11 protein-coding genes are annotated in these 17,408 nt (G+C 64.3%); 5 read left to right on the top strand and 6 right to left on the bottom strand.

Translation table 11 applies throughout. The features are described 5' to 3' along the window. Positions 1 to 18: 18 nt before the first annotated feature. The 5 genes from prsT to ACEN9H_RS29410 form a co-directional block, all read right to left on the bottom strand. Positions 19 to 2,799, bottom strand: a complete 2,781-nt coding sequence (prsT, locus tag ACEN9H_RS29430) for an XrtA/PEP-CTERM system TPR-repeat protein PrsT (protein ID WP_413673024.1) — start codon at positions 2,797 to 2,799, stop codon at positions 19 to 21. Between the two features lie 179 nt (positions 2,800 to 2,978). Continuing rightward, positions 2,979 to 3,299 carry a hypothetical protein gene (locus tag ACEN9H_RS29425; protein ID WP_056134254.1) on the bottom strand — a complete coding sequence of 107 codons (321 nt, stop codon included), beginning with the start codon at positions 3,297 to 3,299 and terminating at the stop codon, positions 2,979 to 2,981. Positions 3,300 to 3,384: 85 nt separating this feature from the next. After that, the gene (gene icmF, locus ACEN9H_RS29420) at positions 3,385 to 6,672 is read right to left on the bottom strand and encodes a fused isobutyryl-CoA mutase/GTPase IcmF (RefSeq protein ID WP_413673023.1); all 3,288 of its coding nucleotides are present in this window, start codon (positions 6,670 to 6,672) and stop codon (positions 3,385 to 3,387) included. A gap of 172 nt (positions 6,673 to 6,844) precedes the next feature. Beyond that, complete coding sequence (locus tag ACEN9H_RS29415; protein WP_413673022.1) at positions 6,845 to 10,420, bottom strand: indolepyruvate ferredoxin oxidoreductase family protein; 3,576 nt, start codon at positions 10,418 to 10,420, stop codon at positions 6,845 to 6,847. Between the two features lie 177 nt (positions 10,421 to 10,597). Then, on the bottom strand, positions 10,598 to 11,527 hold the full coding sequence (locus ACEN9H_RS29410; RefSeq protein WP_413673021.1) for a LysR substrate-binding domain-containing protein: 930 nt from the start codon (positions 11,525 to 11,527) through the stop codon (positions 10,598 to 10,600). A gap of 133 nt (positions 11,528 to 11,660) precedes the next feature. On the opposite strand from ACEN9H_RS29410, the gene ACEN9H_RS29405 reads away from it, so the two are divergent. Then, a complete protein-coding gene (locus ACEN9H_RS29405) occupies positions 11,661 to 12,881 on the top strand; it encodes an HD-GYP domain-containing protein (protein WP_413673020.1) in 1,221 nt (406 codons plus the stop codon). 3 nt (positions 12,882 to 12,884) lie between these two features. On the opposite strand, the gene ACEN9H_RS29400 is transcribed toward ACEN9H_RS29405, so the two are convergent. Beyond that, a complete protein-coding gene (locus ACEN9H_RS29400) occupies positions 12,885 to 13,922 on the bottom strand; it encodes a GGDEF domain-containing protein (RefSeq protein WP_413673019.1) in 1,038 nt (345 codons plus the stop codon). Between the two features lie 388 nt (positions 13,923 to 14,310). Between ACEN9H_RS29400 and ACEN9H_RS29395 the strand changes: the two genes are divergently transcribed. The 4 genes from ACEN9H_RS29395 to cpaB all read left to right on the top strand — a co-directional run bounded on the left by ACEN9H_RS29395 (position 14,311) and on the right by cpaB (position 17,390). Beyond that, positions 14,311 to 14,490, top strand: coding sequence for a Flp family type IVb pilin (locus ACEN9H_RS29395; RefSeq protein ID WP_056134270.1), 180 nt, complete (start codon positions 14,311 to 14,313; stop codon positions 14,488 to 14,490). 62 nt (positions 14,491 to 14,552) lie between these two features. After that, positions 14,553 to 15,077, top strand: coding sequence for a prepilin peptidase (locus tag ACEN9H_RS29390; RefSeq protein ID WP_056134273.1), 525 nt, complete (start codon positions 14,553 to 14,555; stop codon positions 15,075 to 15,077). A 94-nt stretch (positions 15,078 to 15,171) separates the two neighbouring features. After that, complete coding sequence (locus ACEN9H_RS29385; RefSeq protein WP_413673018.1) at positions 15,172 to 16,539, top strand: ATP-binding protein; 1,368 nt, start codon at positions 15,172 to 15,174, stop codon at positions 16,537 to 16,539. After that, positions 16,536 to 17,390 carry a Flp pilus assembly protein CpaB gene (gene cpaB, locus ACEN9H_RS29380; protein WP_371770420.1) on the top strand — a complete coding sequence of 285 codons (855 nt, stop codon included), beginning with the start codon at positions 16,536 to 16,538 and terminating at the stop codon, positions 17,388 to 17,390. The genes ACEN9H_RS29385 and cpaB overlap by 4 nt, the downstream gene beginning before the upstream one ends. Positions 17,391 to 17,408 lie beyond the last annotated feature (18 nt).

The following is a 17,408-nucleotide window of genomic DNA, read 5'->3' as shown; positions in this document are numbered from 1 at the left end:
TTAATGTATATTAGCTTCTTACAAAGCCTTTAGCAATGCGCGCGCTTCATCGGCCTGGGCGAACGATTTATCGTCCGCCAGAAGCTTGTCGAGCTCCTTGCGCGCGCCCGCCTTGTCGCCCGATTTGCTCAGGCCCACTGCGAGGTGGTAGCGCACTTCCGACGACTTCGGCGCCAGGGTGCTGGCTTTCTGCAGCAGCGGCAGGCCGCGGCCCGTATTGCCCTGTTCCACCAGCAGCCAGCCCAGCGTGTCCATGATGCCGGCGTTGTTTTCAGCAAGTTTATATGCCTGCTCGGCCGTTGCAAGTGCGCGCGGATCTTTCACTTGCTGATAAGCATACGCCAGGTTGTTCAGCGCGGCAGCATTGTTCGGCGTGCGCTTGACGATGTCTTCCAGGCGTGCGATCGCGGCCTTGTAATCCTTGGCAACCAGATGGTTCTCGGCGACGAACATGCCGACCAGGACGTCGTTCGGGTTGTCCTTCAGGAATTGGGCGGCACGGGCCTGTGCTTCCTTGCCCTTGCCGGTCAGCGTCATGGCCTGCAGGGATTTCATGAGGATTTCCGGCGCCTTGGCGATCGCGAACGCCTTGTCGTAGGCGGGCAATGCCTGTGCCGGCTTCCTTTGCGACATCAGCACGTCGCCTTCGGTGGCGTAGCCGACGGGCGACTTGTCGTCCATCTTCTGGATCTGGCGAGCCATGGCCAGCGCTTCGTCCCCGTGACCCATGCGCACGGCCAGCTCGACCTGGGCGAGACGGGCGGCGATCAGGTTCGGTTGCAGGTCGACGGCGCGCTTCAGGTCGTCGGCCGCAGCGCTATTGTTCTGCATTAGCATGTGCACACCGGCCAGGCGCAGGTGCGGCGCGGCCGATTTCGGGGCCAGGTTGACGAGCTTGCTGTACGTTTCCAGTGCACCAGCCGTGTCCTTGTTGGCGATCTGGGCCTGGCCCAGCAGTTCCACCAGTTCGGGATTGGTCGGGTTGGCGGTCTGGACCTTGCGTGCCAGCGTCAGCGCTTTTTGTGCCTGTCCTGTACGCAGGTAGTGCCGGCCGAGGTTGAGCGCCGGGCCGACGGCCTCCGGCTTCACATTGCTGGCCTTCTCGAACCACGACGTCGCTTCTTCGGGATGATTCTGCATCGTCGCCAGTTCGCCCAGGGCGCGCATCGCGTCGACGTTGTTCGGTTCCTTCTGCAGGACTTTTTCGTAGCGCTGCTTGGCGGCGTCGGGTTTCTTCTCGACGAGGTCCAGGCGTGCCAGGTTCTGGACGGCCGGGATGAAGGTCGGTTGCAGGGCCACGGCCTTGTCCAGCGCGGCACGGGCGGCAGGCACGTCGCCCTTGACCATGTTGACGGCGCCGCGCAGGGTCAGCACTTGCGGATTGTCGGGCTGTTGCTTTTCGAGCGCGTCGATGGCGGCCAGCGCCTTGTCGTAATGCTTGAGGCTGATTTCCGTCTGGACCAGCGCCATTGTCGCCTGCGCCGACTTCGGGTCGAGCTCCGTGGCCTTCTGCAGTTCGGACAGGCCGCGTGCCTGGTCGCCCTGGGCCAGCTTGGACAGGCCGAGCGAGGTACGCAGGCCGGCCGCCTTCGGTGCCAGCGTCGCGGCTTTTTCCAGGTAGGCGCTGGCCTTGTTGAAGTCACGCACCTGCATATAGGTTTCACCGGCCAGCGCGAGTACCTGCGGATCGTCCGCCGCGTTCTTCAGTGCCGGCGCGAGCGTGGCGGCGGCGTCGTTCGGTTGCGCGCTCTTGAGCTGGGCCTGGGCCAGCAGCTTGCGGGCGTACACGTCGTCCGGATTGAATTCCAGGTATTTGCGCAGGTGCTGGTCGGCCTGTTGCAAGGCGCCGAGGTTCAGTTCGGACGCGCCGGCCAGTAGCACGCTGGGCATGTGGTCGGGTGCGACTTTCAGTACGCGCTGCAGGGCATCCTGGGCAGCCGAATACTTACCTTGCGAGAATTCGTACAGTGCACGGGTATAGGTCACGAGCAGATTGCCGGGCGCATTCTTCTCGGCCGCGTCGATTTCCGCTTTTGCGTCCGCGAACTTGCCGCGGGTGATGTTGACGTAGGCTTTCTCGATGTGCGCCGTGCGATGGTGCGGATTCAGTGCCAGCGCCTGGTCGAAGGCGGCGAGCGCCTCGTCGGACTTGCCCTGCGTGCGCAGCAGCGAGCCGCGCGCCATGAAGACATCCGCATTCTTCGGATCCTTGGCCACGGCCTCGTCGATGTAACGCGCGGCCGCGTCCTTGTCCTGCTTGGCGACGGCGTAGCGCGCCAGGCCGAGCAGGGCGTCGCCGGCATTGGCGTTCAGCGCCAGGGCTTGTTCGAACGCCTGCTTGGCTTCGTCGAGCTTGCCGGTGGCCAGCAGGGCGTCGCCGCGCAGCGTCAGCAACGGCGCCGATTTGGCGGCCACTTCCGGCGTGACTTCGTCGAGGATTTCCTTGAACTTGCCTTGCTGCGACATCGCCCTGGCCAGCTGGGGCAGCACGCGGTCGGCGGCGATCCCATTCGAGCGGGCCTTGCGGAATTCCTTCTCGGCCGAGGGGAAATCGCCCATGTTGAGTTGGAGATTGCCGAGCTCCATGCGCGCCTCGCCGTTTTCCGGGCTCTTTTCGACCGCATTCTTGAGCTGAATCATTGCCGACTTCAGGTCACCTTTTTGCTGATACTGCCTGGCTTCAGTCAGCAGCTGCTCGGTCGACTGCGTGGAGCGGCCGCAGGCGGACAGCCCCGCGACCATGAACGCGCCGGACAGGATGGCAGCGGTAAGTTTCAGCTTGTTGGGGTGACGCGGCATCTGGCATTCCTCGAGATATGTATCGTAACCGCAATGGTGTGCGGATTCCTCTTCAACAATAATACCTGAAGGAATACTAACAAAGACGCACAAGTTTGCCGTCGTGTTGCAAATCCCCCCACCAAAGTGGTGGAAGTCAATCACATTTGACGTCATATCTCGACAATATGACGACTATATTACGATTCCGGGCCGTTTTCGCCCTTGCGCAGGCGGCTCAGCAGGGCTTCGACGTTGTCGCCGACGGGCAAGCCATGGCGACGTAACAATTGCACGTGCAATACAAGGTTTTCGAGCACGAGCTTGGCCGACACGGCCAGCAGGGTCATCAAACGGTCTTCGGTACTGAAGTTTTCCATCGAGGCGGCCATCTCGCACAGGTGGCTGGCGACGAGTTCGCGCAAGTCGTCCTCGGGAAAGGGCAGGTCCGCGAAGTCGATCGGGTCTTCCTGTTCGACTTCGCGCATGAGGTCGGCGAGTTGTTGCGGCTGGATCGGCATGAATGGCTCCTTAGGGGTCAGAGCACATTTTCGGCCGGGCCGAAAAATGTGCTCTGACCCCGAATTTTACCGCGCAGCCCCAGGCTTACATGTTACGGCGATACTGCCCGCCCACCTCGAACAATGCCGTGGTGATCTGGCCCAACGAGCAGACGCGTACGGCGTCCATTAGGCGGGCAAACACGTTCTCGTTGTCGATGGCGGCCTGCTGCAGCGCGGCCAGCGCGGCCGGTGCCGCATCCGCATGACGGCGATGGAAGTCTTCCAGGCGCGTGAGTTGCGACTGCTTTTCGTCGTCGGTGGAACGGGCCAGTTCGATCGTCGCCGGTGCTGCCGCCGCCTTCGGATTGCGGAAGGTGTTGACGCCGATGATAGGCAGGCTGCCGTCGTGCTTGCGGTGCTCGTACAGCATCGACTCTTCCTGGATCTTGCCGCGTTGGTAGCCCGTCTCCATCGCACCGAGCACGCCCCCGCGCTCGGCGATGCGCTCGAATTCCTGCAGCACGGCTTCCTCGACGAGGTCCGTCAGTTCCTCGAGAATGAACGAGCCCTGGTTCGGGTTCTCGTTCTTGGCCAGGCCCCATTCGCGGTTGATGATCAGCTGGATCGCGAGCGCGCGGCGGACGGATTCGTCGGTCGGCGTCGTGATCGCCTCGTCGTATGCGTTCGTGTGCAGCGAGTTGCAGTTGTCGTAGATCGCGATCAGCGCCTGCAAGGTCGTCCGGATATCGTTGAAGTCGATCTCCTGCGCGTGCAGCGAGCGGCCCGACGTCTGGATGTGGTACTTCAGCTTCTGCGAGCGGTCGTTGGCGCCATACTTGTCGCGCATCGCGACGGCCCAGATGCGGCGCGCCACGCGGCCCAGCACCGTGTATTCCGGGTCCATGCCGTTCGAAAAGAAGAACGACAGGTTCGGCGCGAAGTCGTCGATGTGCATGCCGCGCGCGAGGTAGGCTTCGACAAAGGTGAAGCCGTTCGACAGCGTGAAGGCCAGCTGGGAGATCGGGTTCGCGCCCGCTTCCGCGATGTGGTAGCCCGAGATCGACACCGAGTAGAAATTGCGCACCTGGTTCTGGACGAAGTATTCCTGGATGTCGCCCATGACCTTCAGCGAGAATTCCGTCGAGAAGATGCAGGTGTTCTGGCCCTGGTCTTCCTTCAGGATGTCCGCCTGCACGGTGCCGCGCACGTTCGCCAGCACCCACGCGCGGATCTTTGCCATTTCATCGGCCGCGGGCTTGCGTCCATTCTCGCGCTCGAACTTGTCCAGTTGCTGGTCGATCGCGGTGTTCATGAACATCGCGAGGATGGTCGGGGCGGGGCCGTTGATCGTCATCGAGACCGACGTGTTCGGGCTGCACAGGTCGAACCCGTCGTACAGCACCTTCATGTCGTCCAGCGTCGCGATCGACACGCCGGAGTTGCCGATCTTGCCGTAGATGTCCGGCCGCAGCGCCGGGTCTGCGCCGTACAGGGTGACGGAGTCGAACGCCGTCGACAGGCGCTTCGCGTCCATGCCCTGCGAGACCAGTTTGAAGCGCCGGTTCGTGCGGAACGCGTCGCCTTCGCCGGCGAACATCCGCGTCGGATCCTCGCCCTCGCGTTTGAAGGGGAACACGCCGGCCGTGTACGGGAAGGCGCCCGGCACGTTTTCCAGCATCAGGAAGCGCAGGATCTCGCCGTGGTCTTCGAAGCGGGGCAGGGCGACCTTGCGCACCTTGTTGCCGGACAGCGTCGTGTAGGTGAGGTTCGTGCGGATTTCCTTGTCGCGGATTGTCACGACGTGCTCGTCGCCCGCGTAGGTCTCACGCAACTGCGGCCAGGACGCGAGCAGCTTCTTCGCCTCGCCTTCCATCGCGTTGTCGCGCTCCGTGATCAGGTCGTCGAGGACCACCTCACGGTTGGCGGCGGCCAGCATGCGCTTCGTTTCCGTCAGCTGCTGGCGCTCGCGCGCAAGCTTGACCTGCTTGCCGACGTTGCGGTGGTAGCCGCGCACGGTATCCGCGATCTCGGCCAGGTAGCGCGAGCGCGCCGGCGGCACGATCACGTTCTTCCCGCTCGAGTATCTGGTGGCCGGCTTGGGCAGTTTCGGCGTGGCTATCTTCAGGCCGAGCTCCGCCAGCGCCGGCAGCAGGCCGAGGTACAGCGCGGTGACGCCGTCATCGTTGAAGCGCGACGCCTGCGTGCCGTAGACAGGCATCTCGTCCGGCGACGTGCTCCACAATTCCTTGTTGCGCTGGACCTGCTTCGCCACGTCGCGCAGCGCGTCCTGGGCGCCCTTGCGGTCGAACTTGTTGATGGCGATGAAGTCGGCGAAGTCCAGCATGTCGATCTTCTCGAGCTGCGACGCGGCGCCGAATTCCGGCGTCATCACGTACATCGACACGTCCACGTGCGGCACGATGGCGGCGTCGCCCTGGCCGATGCCGGACGTCTCGACGATGACGAGATCGAAGCCCGCGACCTTGCACGCGGCGATCACGTCCGGCAGCGCCTGCGAAATCTCGGAACCCGCTTCGCGCGTGGCCAGAGAGCGCATGAACACGCGTGCCTGCCCGTTCCACGGGTTGATCGCATTCATGCGGATGCGGTCGCCCAGCAGCGCGCCGCCGGACTTGCGGCGCGACGGGTCGATGGAAATCACGGCGATGTTCAGGCGGTCGCCCTGGTCGAGGCGGATGCGGCGGATGAGTTCATCCGTCAGCGACGATTTGCCGGCGCCGCCCGTGCCCGTGATGCCCAGCACGGGCACATGCAGGCCTTCGGCCGTATCCATGATGCGCTTGCGCAGGTCGCTGGACGCTTTGCCGTTTTCCAGTGCCGTGATCAGTTGCGCGAGCGGGCGATGGCGCTGCTCGATCGAACCCGTTTGCAGCGGCTCGAGGGTGGTCGGCGCATAGCTCGACAGGTCGACGTCGCACGCTTCCAGCATCGAGCGGATCATGCCGACGAGGCCCATGCGCTGGCCGTCTTCCGGCGAAAAGATGCGCGTGACGCCATACGCGTGCAGCTCCTCGATCTCGTGCGGGACGATGACGCCGCCGCCGCCGCCGAACACCTTGATGTGGGCACCGCCGCGCTGGCGCAGCAGGTCGATCATGTACTTGAAGTACTCGACGTGGCCGCCCTGGTAGCTGGAGATGGCGATGCCTTGCACGTCCTCGGCCAGCGCTGCGGTGACGACTTCGTCGACCGAGCGGTTATGGCCCAGGTGCACGACTTCGGCGCCGTTCGTCTGCAGGATGCGGCGCATGATGTTGATCGAGGCGTCGTGGCCGTCGAACAGCGAGGCGGCGGTGACGAAGCGGACTTTGTTGGACAGCTTGGCGTGCTCCGGCAGGTCGAGCTTGGCGGCAGGCGTGATGTCGTTCATGGTGTTCCCTGGAAAACGGAAGCGAACTGTGGGTTCTTTGTACGGTATATGACGTTAACGTAAACGTCAAGATTGCGAACGTCGTCCCGCGAAAGCGGGAACCCATTCTGAAGCAGCGTCAATGCAAACGCCGCATGGATTCCCGCTTGCGCGGGGATGACGGTCGGTTGGATCAAGCAGCGCGTTTCTTGATGCTGCCCGAGAGCAGCTCCTGCTTGCGCACGCGGTACTCGGCCACGGCCTGTTCCTTGACGTGCCCGAAGCCGCGGATCTGCTCCGGCAGCCCCGCCAGATCGACGGCGACGGCGTGATTCGTTGCATCCAGCGACGGCAGCAGTGCCTCGATCATGTCACGGTATTCGGTGACGAGGGCGCGCTCCATCCTGCGCTCGGCCGTGTAGCCGAACACGTCGAACGCCGTGCCGCGCAGGCCTTTCAGCTTGGCCAGCAGCTTGAACGCACTCCACATCCACGAGCCGAACTCCGCTTTCACGAGGTGGCCCTTGGCATCCTTCTTCGCGAACAGCGGCGGGGCCAGGTTGAATTTCACGCTGAACTTGCCGTCGAACTGGCTTTGCAGTTGCTCCACGAAGCGGCCATCCGTGTACAGGCGCGCCACTTCGTACTCGTCCTTGTAGGCCATCAGCTTTGCATACGACTTCGCCACGGCCATCGACAGCTTGTTGCCCAGCCCGAGCGCCGCCTCGCGTTCGCGCACGCGCGCGACGAGCGTTTCGTACTGCGCCGCGTAGGCCGCGTCCTGGTAACCGGTCAGGAACTCGACGCGCTTCTTGATCACGCTGTCGAGGCTTTGCGGCATCTGGATCAGGACCGGCTGCGCCGGGATCGCGGTGCGTTCCACGCGCTTCAGGTCGACGGCGGCGCGGCGGCCCCACAGGAAGCTGCGCTGGTTCGATGCGACGGCCACGCCGTTCAGTTCGATGGCGCGCAGCAGCGAGGCTTCCGACAGCGGCACGAGACCCTTCTGCCACGCATAGCCCAGCATGAACAGGTTGGCGGCGATCGAGTCGCCCATCAGCGCGGTTGCCAGTTTCGTCGCATCGAGGAAATCGGCGCCGGCCTCGCCGCCGACCGCTTCCACGATCAGCGAGCGGACTTGCTCTGCCGGGAACTCCCAGTCTCTCTGCTGGGCGAAGGTGCCGGTCGGCTGCTCGTGCAGGTTGACGACGACCATCGTGCGGCCCGGACGCATCTTCGAGATAGCGTCGGCGGCGCCGGCCGTCAGCATGTCGCAGCCCAGCACGAGGTCGGCCTCGCCGGTTGCAATGCGCTGCGCGCGCAGGCGCTCGGGCGTCTCGGCGATCTTCACGTGCGACGTGACGGAGCCGTTCTTCTGGCTCATGCCCGTCATGTCCAGCACGGACGCGCCCTTGCCTTCGAGGTGGGCCGCCATGCCCATCAGCGCACCGACGGTGATGACGCCGGTGCCGCCGATGCCGTTGATCAGGATGTTGTACGGTGCCGCGATCGAGGGCAGGGCGGGCGTCGGCAGCGGACCCCAGCCATCATCGCCATCCTTCTTGCTGGCGCCGGTCTTGTTCTTCTTCAGCGTGCCCCCTTCGACCGTGGCGAAGCTCGGGCAGAAGCCCTTGGCGCACGAATAATCCTTGTTGCACGCCGACTGGTCGATGGCGCGCTTGCGGCCGAATTCCGTTTCCTTCGGCAGGATAGCCACACAATTCGACTGCACGCCGCAATCGCCGCATCCTTCGCACACCGCTTCATTGATCACCATGCGTTTCGCCACGTCCGGGAACTCGCCCTTCTTGCGGCGCCGGCGCTTCTCGGCCGCGCAGGTCTGGTCGTAGATCAGCACAGTGACGCCCGGGATCTCGCGCAGTTCGCGCTGCACGTCGTCCATCCTGCTGCGGTCATACAGCGTCACTTCCGCCGGCAAGGCGGAACGGTCTTCATAACGCGACAGGTCTTCGGTGACGAGCGCGATGCGCTGGACGCCTTCGGCCGCCATCTGGCGCGCGATCAGCGGCACGGACGTGATGCCGTCGACCGGCTGGCCCCCCGTCATCGCGACGGCGTCGTTGTACAGGATTTTATAGGTGATGTTGACCTTGGCCGCGATGGCGGCGCGCACGGCGAGATACCCCGAGTGGAAATAGGTGCCGTCGCCCAGGTTCTGGAACACGTGCGGCACCTTGGAGAACGCGGCCTGGCCGATCCACGGCGCGCCTTCGCCGCCCATGTGCGTCGTGAGCTTGTTCATCTCCGGGTAGATCGACGTGGCCATCACGTGGCAGCCGATGCCGGCCAGCGCGAACGACCCTTCCGGCACCTTCGTCGACGTGTTGTGTGGGCAGCCGGAGCAGTAGAACGCGGGACGGAACGGCGTCGTCACGGCCTTCATCAGCACCGCATCCTTCGCTTCAAGGAACGCCAGTCTCGCCTTGATCAGGTCGCGCGTGCGGTCGTCGAGGTTCAGGCGGGTGATGCGGCCGGCGATCACGCGCGCAACCTGGGCGACGGAGAAATCGGCCTTCGGCGGCAGCAGCCATTCGCCGCGCGGCGCGACCCATTCTCCCTTTTCGTCGAACTTGCCGATCACGCGCGGCCGCACGTCGTCGCGCCAGTTATAGAGCTGTTCCTTGAGCTGGTATTCGACGACCTGGCGCTTTTCTTCCACGACGAGGATCTCGTCCAGGCCTTGCGCGAATTCGCGCACGCCTTCCGGCTCCAGTGGCCAGATCATCGCGACCTTGAACAGGCGCAGGCCGACTTGTGCCGCCATCGCTTCGTCGATGCCCAGTTCTTCCAGCGCTTCCAGCACGTCCACGTACGATTTACCCGACGCGATGATGCCGAGTTTCGCATCCGGGCTGTCGATCGTCGTGCGATTCAGCTTGTTTTCACGCGCATAGGCGAGGGCCGCATAGATCTTGTAGTCCTGCATCAGGGCTTCCTGATTGCGCGCCTGCTGGCCCAGCGGGATGGACGAGAGCGTCGTATTCAGGCCGCCTTCCGGCATCGCGAAGTCGTGCGGGATTTTCACGTCGACGCGGAACGGATCGGCGTCGACCGAGGCGCTCGATTCCACCGTGTCGGCCAATGCCTTGAACGCGACAGCCAGGCCGGAAAAGCGCGACATCGCCCAGCCGTGCACGCCCAGGTCCAGGTATTCCTGCACGTTGGACGGATACAGCACGGGGATCATGCAGGCGGCGAAAATATGGTCGGACTGGTGCGGCAGGGTCGACGAATACGCGCCGTGGTCGTCGCCCGCGACGAGCAGCACGCCGCCGTTCTTTGCCGTGCCGGCATGGTTCATGTGCTTGAAGACGTCGCCGCAGCGGTCCACGCCCGGACCTTTCGCGTACCACATCGCGAACACGCCGTCGTACTTCGCCGGGCCGATCAGGTCCACGGTCTGCGTGCCCCAGACGGCTGTCGCGGCCAGGTCCTCGTTCACGCCCGGCACGAACCGGATAGCTTTCGCTTCCAAGTGACCCTTGGCCTTCCACAGGTTCTCGTCCAGGCCGCCCAGTGGCGAGCCGCGGTAGCCGGAGACGAAGCCCGCGGTGTTCAGGCCGGCCTGCTCGTCGCGCAGTTTCTGGATCATCGGCAGGCGCACGAGGGCCTGGATGCCGGACAGGAAGATCTTGCCGGAGGTGGCGGTGTACTTGTCGTCGAGGCTGACGTCTTTGAGGGGGGCGGGAACGGCGGGCGCGGCAGGGATGGACGCGGATGCGCCCTGGCCCAGGACGGTGTCAGGCATGGTGTCTCCAAACTTTGTGTTTTCAGATGGACCCGTGCCGGAGGCGCGCCGGGTAGGCGCTGGCCGGAATGGGTCCCGGTGCCGCTTTGGCGGCTGTTACACCAAGTGTAGAGACAAGTTGACGTATACGGAAATACGGATTGGGGATGGAGCCATAAGAAAAAATGATGGCCCGGACTACACTTTCCGTGCGCCGATCCAGTGGCCCGCGGCGCACAGATCGTGCGCCACCTGGACCACGAGACGGCTGACGGCCGCCGCCGCATTCGTGAGCGGGATATTGCGCGAGGTGCACAGGACGACGGTGCGCGCGATGGCCGGATCGTGGATGGCCAGCGCCCGCATGGCGCCGCGCTCGACCTCCGCCTGCACCGGCGCCACGGGCAGGATGGTGGCGCCCATGCCGGCGAGGATGGCCGATTTCAGGATCGCGATCGAGTTGATTTCGATGACGCCGTGTGTGGCCAGGCCTGCGGCGCGCGCCGTGCTTTCGATGCGCGGCCGCACGCCATGCTGCAGGCCCGGCAGGATCAGGGTGGTGTCCAACGCATCGCGCAGGGTCAGGCTGTCATGGCCGGCCGCGGCGGGTGCGTCGGCGCGGCAGACGAAGCGCAGTTCTTCCTCGACGAGCGGAATGGCGGCAAAGCTGCCGAGCTGGCCATCGTCGAACAACACGGCCAGGTTGATGCGGCCGGCGCGCAGCTGCTCGGCGAGGCTGCCGGTGATTTCCTCGGTCAGCTGCAGCGTGATTTCCGGGTAGCGCTGGCGGATGGCCGTCAACAGCGGCAGCGCGAGGGCGTCCGAAATACTGTGCGGCAGGCCGAGCGTGACGCTGCCCGATGGCCGTTCGGCCGATTGCACGACGGCGGCCTGCGCATCCGCCACCTGTTTGAGGATCGCTTGCGCGTGCTCGTAAAACACCTTGCCGGCGTCGGTGTTGAGCACGCCCTGGGCCGAGCGATGCAGCAGTTGCACGCCCAGTTCCTCTTCCAGTTGGCGCAATTGCTGGGTCAGCGCCGGCTGCGCCACGTGCAGGACCAGTGCGGCCCGCGACAGCGACCCGTGGTCCACGATGGCAACGAAATAGCGCAGCTGACGGAGTTCCATTCTGTAAATACTTGTATCTTTATGGCTACAAAAAGCAACCAAAAGTTTATTATTAAAAAGTTTCTTGTCATCAAGTTGTTATACTTGAACGACGCCGGTCGCGGCGAGATTAACACACACCTTCTGGACGCCCATGCTCAAGAAAGTCGCTTCTTCCCGGTTGCGGGTAGGGATGTTCATCCATGACCTCGATTGCGGCTGGATGGAGCATCCTTTCCTCCGCAACCGCTTCAGCATCACGACCGAGGACGAGATCCGCAAGATCATGGCGTCGGGCATCCGTTCCGTGACGATCGATTGCACGCGCGGCCTGGACGTGGCCGATGCTCCGACGGTGGCGGAAGCGGAAGCCGCAACGGAGGCCGAGGTTGCCGCGATCGCCGCCAAACCGGTGGCGCCGCTGCGCACGACGCTGGCCGAGGAATTCGACCGTGCCCTGGCGATCCGGCGCCAGGCCGCCGGCCTCGTCAAGACCGTGATGCAGGATGCGCGCCTGGGCAAGGCGGTGGAAATGGACAAGGTGTCGCCGGTGGTCGAGAACATCACTGCCTCGATCCTGCGCAATTCATCCGCGTTGCTGGGGCTGTCCGCCATCAAGACCAAGGACGATTACACGTTCCTGCACTCGGTGAGCGTCTGCACCCTGCTGGTCGCCTTCTGCCGTTCGCGCAAGCTGGATGCCACGACCACGTACCAGGCCGGCATCGGCGGCCTGCTGCACGATACGGGCAAGGCCCTGGTGCCGGACGCCATCCTGAACAAGCCGGGCCGCCTGACCGACGAGGAATTCGAGATCGTGCGCCGCCACCCCAGGGACGGCTACGACATCCTGCGCCGCTCCTCCGAGATCGGTCCGATCCCGCTCGACATCACCTTGCACCACCACGAGCGGCGCGACGGCACGGGTTATCCGGACCGCCAGGGCGAACAGGAGATCAGCGAGCTGGCGCAGATGGCCGCGATCGTCGACGTCTACGATGCCATCACGGCCGACCGCTGCTACCACAAGGGCATCCCGGCGGCCGAGGCGCTGCGCAAGATGTACGAGTGGAGCAAATTCCATTTCAATCCGGCCCTGACGCAGGAATTCATGCGTTGCGTCGGCATCTATCCGATCGGGACGCTCGTCCTGCTGGAATCGGGCCGGCTGGCCGTGGTCGTCGAGCCGCATGAAACGAGTCTGCTCACGCCCAAGGTCAACGTGTTCTACAGCACGAAGAGCCAGACTTATATCAAGCCGGAGACGGTGGACCTGGCGCGTGGCGTGGGCTTCGGCGGCGCCGACAAGATCGTGCGCCACGAATCGCCCGACAAATGGCAGGTCGACCCGCTGCGTTTCCTGCAGGTGGCCTGAGCCTCAGAAGAATTCGGCGGTGTCGTTGGACGCGACGGTCTGCAGCAGGCCGTGCGCGACGAGGTCGTCGTAATGGCAGGCGCGGTTGCGTCCATTGCTTTTCGCGTAGTACAGCGCCTGGTCGGCGTGGCCCAGCGTGACCACGGGCGAATCGTACGCGCTGATGCTGACGAAGCCGACGCTGACCGTCACCCGTCCCACCTGCGGGAAGACATGGCTCTCGACGTTGATGCGGAAGCGCTCGATGATCTTCCAGGCATTGTCCAGCGTGGTCGAGCGCAACAGCACGACGAATTCCTCGCCGCCGAAGCGGAACACGCGGTCCTGGGCGCGGAACGACGAGTGCAGCAGGTTCGCGATCAGGATCAGCACTTCGTCGCCGTACAGGTGGCCGAACTTGTCGTTGACGGCCTTGAAATGGTCGACGTCGACGACGGCGAGCCACTGCTTTTCCTGGGCATGGTGCTGGCGCCGTTCCGGCAGGCCCGGCAGGCGCGGATCCCGTTCGTGGGCATTCTGCAACATGCGCGCCAGCTGGTCGTCGAACGTCTTGCGGTTGAGCAGGCCGGTGAGCGAATCGCGCTCGCTGTAGTCGAGCAGGTTCTGGAAATTCCGGTAGACGCCGACGATGCCGCCGATCACATATACGGTCTCGCGCGAAAACGCCTTGTCGTCGCGGATTTCGAGGCAGGTCGTGGCCTTGTCGCCGAACCAGATCGGCAGCCACAGCACGCGCATACCGTCGGCCGTCACAGCTTCGGCACTGGACTGGTGCTCGGCCAGGCAACGCTTGAGTTCGGGGAGAGCGGTCACAGGATCGCCCAGCATGCCGTCCTGCGATTCTTCCAGGCGCGCCGCGCCACCTCTCACGATGCACGCACGCGCGCGCAGATATTGCTGTCCCGACACCGTCGTGATGGCCAATATGCGCGTCTGCGCCGCACCCGCCAGCTCCTGCACTGCCGAGATCACGGAAATATCGAGCATCGCGTGATCGCGGTGGCCGGTCATGTCCACCATGTGTTTCAGAAGCGAATCCATGTCGTTCTCAGCAATGTAATCAACCGACCTGCAGGCTGGGCACAGCCGCCGTCGCGTTCGCAGGTATCAGGCGTTTCACAAAGAGCAAGCGAAACAGGATATAGCGTTTTTGCATTCTAAGCAATTATGCAAATGCAATTTTTTTAGCCTGAGTGAATTTTCTCAAAGCCAAACTACAACGTGCTCCCCCAGATTGGGGGGATGTTGATTCTTTCGAACAAAGAATAGTTCCGTGAGGCAAAGTTGTTGGTGCTCAACTTGCCGTGCGGCATCAAAACTTATAGTGAACTCACTGGCACGGAACGCAGCAAGTCAGCTGGAAGTGGTGACTTGACCAGCGTCGCCGGCCGGTAGCAGTTCTTATTAACCCACCATATGGGAGTTTGTCATGAGCAATTTCATCTCCGCAGTCAAAACCTTCGCTGCCGACGAAAACGGTGTCACGGCCATCGAGTATGGCTTGATCGCCGCCCTGATCGGCGTGGCGATGGCTGCCGCGGCAACAACCGTCGGTGAGAAAGTGGAAGGGGTATTCACCTACGTCGCAGGCAAGCTGGTTACCCCGTAATCGTCATGCCGTGGTAGCCCTCCGGGTCCCCGAGCCCGGGGGGCTTTTTTTTGGGAGCCGTCATGCAAATCGACCAATACCGCGATGCGCTGCTGCTGCTCATGGTCAGTATTGCCGCCGTCAACGACCTGGCCACGCGGCGTATCCCGAACCGACTTCTGTTCGCCGGCATGAGCGGTGCGCTGTTCCTCCACCTGTTGTCCCCCGAACCGGGCGCGGCCCTGCTGTCCGCCGTCGGCGGCATGCTGCTGGGCCTGGTCATCTTCCTGCCGTTCTACCTGGTGCGAGGAATGGCGGCCGGCGACGTCAAGATGATGGCCGTGATCGGCTTCTTCACCGGTCCGGCCGAAGCATTCCAGATCGCCGTTTTTACATGGTGTGCCGGGGGGGTGATGGCGCTCTTGCTGATACTGCTGCGCAGTCGCCTGCGACTGGCCCTCGTCAATATCGGCCACCTGCTGTCCGGACTCATCGTGCCGGGCACGAAATTAGCCGACATGACGCTCCCGCAAAGTGCCGGGTCGATGCCCTATGGACTGGCCATCGCGGCCGGTACGATCGTCGTTCTGGTCACTCAATATGGATGAGCCCGCTCTTGGCAAAGCTCAAGGGTGGCCAAAAGACCGGTCGTTAGAATCATTCTGACCTGTTTCGGAAAACAAGCAAGGCAAGGGGGTTCCGATGTTTGAAACGCTATCGACAGGCAGTACCGCGGCGGGATTCCGTGCCGCGCAGCCCGCGCCTGCGGGCGGTCCGGAGATCGCGCCAGTCCTGCCGCGCCAGGCAAAGACCGTGCGCGATACCGGACTCGAACCGCGCTTCGTGACGGATCTGGTGCTCAAGGCAATCCAGGCCGGCGGCAAGACCCCGTTGACCCATCTGGCCGGCAAGCTGCGACTGTCGATCAGCGTGCTGCGCGAGGTCCTCAATCCGCTGATCGCGGAACAGCAGGTGGAAGTGGCCTGGTGCGGCGAGTCGGACATCGACATGCAATATCAGCTGACCGCGTATGGCCAGCGCGGCGCCGCCGACGCGATGGCGCGCTGCGGCTATGTCGGCCCGGCTCCTGTCACGCTCGCGTCGTATCGCGCCGTGGTCGAACGCCAGGCGTTGCGCCATGCGGATGTGGAGCGCATCACACCCGCGCAACTGGCGGGTGCGCTGGGCGAGGAGGGGCTGTCGCAGGCAGCGCGCGACGTGCTGGGCGCGGCGCTGTACGCGCGCCGTTCGCTGCTGTTGTACGGACCGTCCGGCGGCGGCAAGACGACGCTGGCGCGCAAGCTCGGGCGCCTGCTGCCGGGCTCCATCGCGGTGCCGTATGCACTCATGGCCGGGCGCCAGGTGATCCGCCTGTACGATCCCGCCGTCCACGTGGCGCCGCCGCCGGCTGCGCGCCAGCAGGAAGAACGGCGCAGTTGCGATGCGCGCTGGACCGTGTGCCAGCGTCCGCTCGTCCACGTCGGCGCCGAACTGGGGCGCGACATGCTCGACCTGCGCTATGACGCGGAGCAGGGCGTGTACCACGCGCCGCCGCACCTGCAGGCGAACAACGGGATGCTGGTGCTCGACGACGTCGGCCGCCAGCGCATCGCCGCGGCCGAGCTGCTGAACCGCTTCATCGGTCCGCTGGATGCGGGGACCGACCAATTGTCGCTGCAGGGCGGCCAGGCGGAACTGGTGCCGTTCGATGCCGCCGTGGTGTTCGCAACCAACCTCGCCCCGACCAGCGTCTTCGATGACGCCGCGCTGCGCCGCATCGGCTACAAGGCCGACATCGGCGCCTTGTCGCCGAATGCCTATCGCGCCCTGTTGTGCCGCCAGTGCCGGCTGCGTCGCATCGATGTCGAGGACACCGCAGTCGACCACCTGATCGAGCGGCTGCACCCGCAATCCGGGCGCGCGCTGCTGGCCTGCTACCCGGGCGAGCTGCTCGACCGGGTAGCCGATTTCGCCGGTTTCGCCGGGACCGAACCGCGTCTCACGGTCGCTGCGGTCGAGCAAGCCTGGCGCAGCATGTTTATCGCTTGCGCGACGGAGATTCAAAAATGAAGAACAAGCGTGCCATCCTCGTCATGACCGTCGCGATCCTGTTCGGATTCGCGGCCGTCGTGTTCGCATCGCGCTGGCTGCTGAAGCAGCCGGGCAGCAGCAGCGGCCGCATCGTCGTGGCCGCCGCCGACATCAGTCTCGGCCAGCGCCTGACGCCCGAGATGTTCAAGCTGGCCGACTGGCCCGCCAACAGCGTGCCGAAAGGCGCTTTCACGGATCCGCAGAAACTCGGCGGCCGCGTTCTCAAGACGAACCTGTTGATGGGCGAGCCGGTCAGCGAGACCAAGCTGGCGCCGGCCGGCACGCTCGGCGGCTTGTCGGCACTGATCACGGAAGGCAAGCGTGCGATCACGGTGCGCGTGAACGACGTGATCGGCGTGGCCGGCTTCGCGCTGCCGGGCAACTACGTCGACATCATCGTCAGCACCCAGAAGGACGTGCCGCCCGGGACCGACGCCCGCCAGCAGAACATCTCGAAAATCGTGCTGGAGCGGATCCTCGTGCTGGCGGTGGCCCAGGAAGTCAACCGCGACGAGACCAAGCCGAAGGTCGTCAACGCGGTCACGCTGGAAGTGACGCCGGAGCAGGCGGAGAAGCTCGACCTGGCGCGCAGCGTGGGCACGCTGTCGCTGGCCCTGCGCAACCAGGTCGATCCACAGGCGGCCAGTACCGAAGGCGCGACCAAGCTCACCCTGCTGCCCGAGGCGCCGCCGCCCGCGCCGCGCAAGCCCGCGCCCAAGCCGGCACCGGCCGTGCGTCCCGTGCCGGTGGTGGTCAAGGTGGCGGCACCGGTGCGGCGTGACTGCGTCACCGTGCTCAACGGCCTGCGCATGTCGCAGGAGTGCTTCTGAATTTCATCCAGGGTAAAG

The organism is Massilia cellulosiltytica (genome assembly GCF_047325105.1).
Classification (GTDB): Bacteria; Pseudomonadota; Gammaproteobacteria; order Burkholderiales; family Burkholderiaceae_D; genus Telluria; species Telluria orientalis.
The sequence above is the reverse complement of the archived record's forward strand: the minus strand, read 5'-3'. Positions and strand labels throughout refer to the sequence as shown.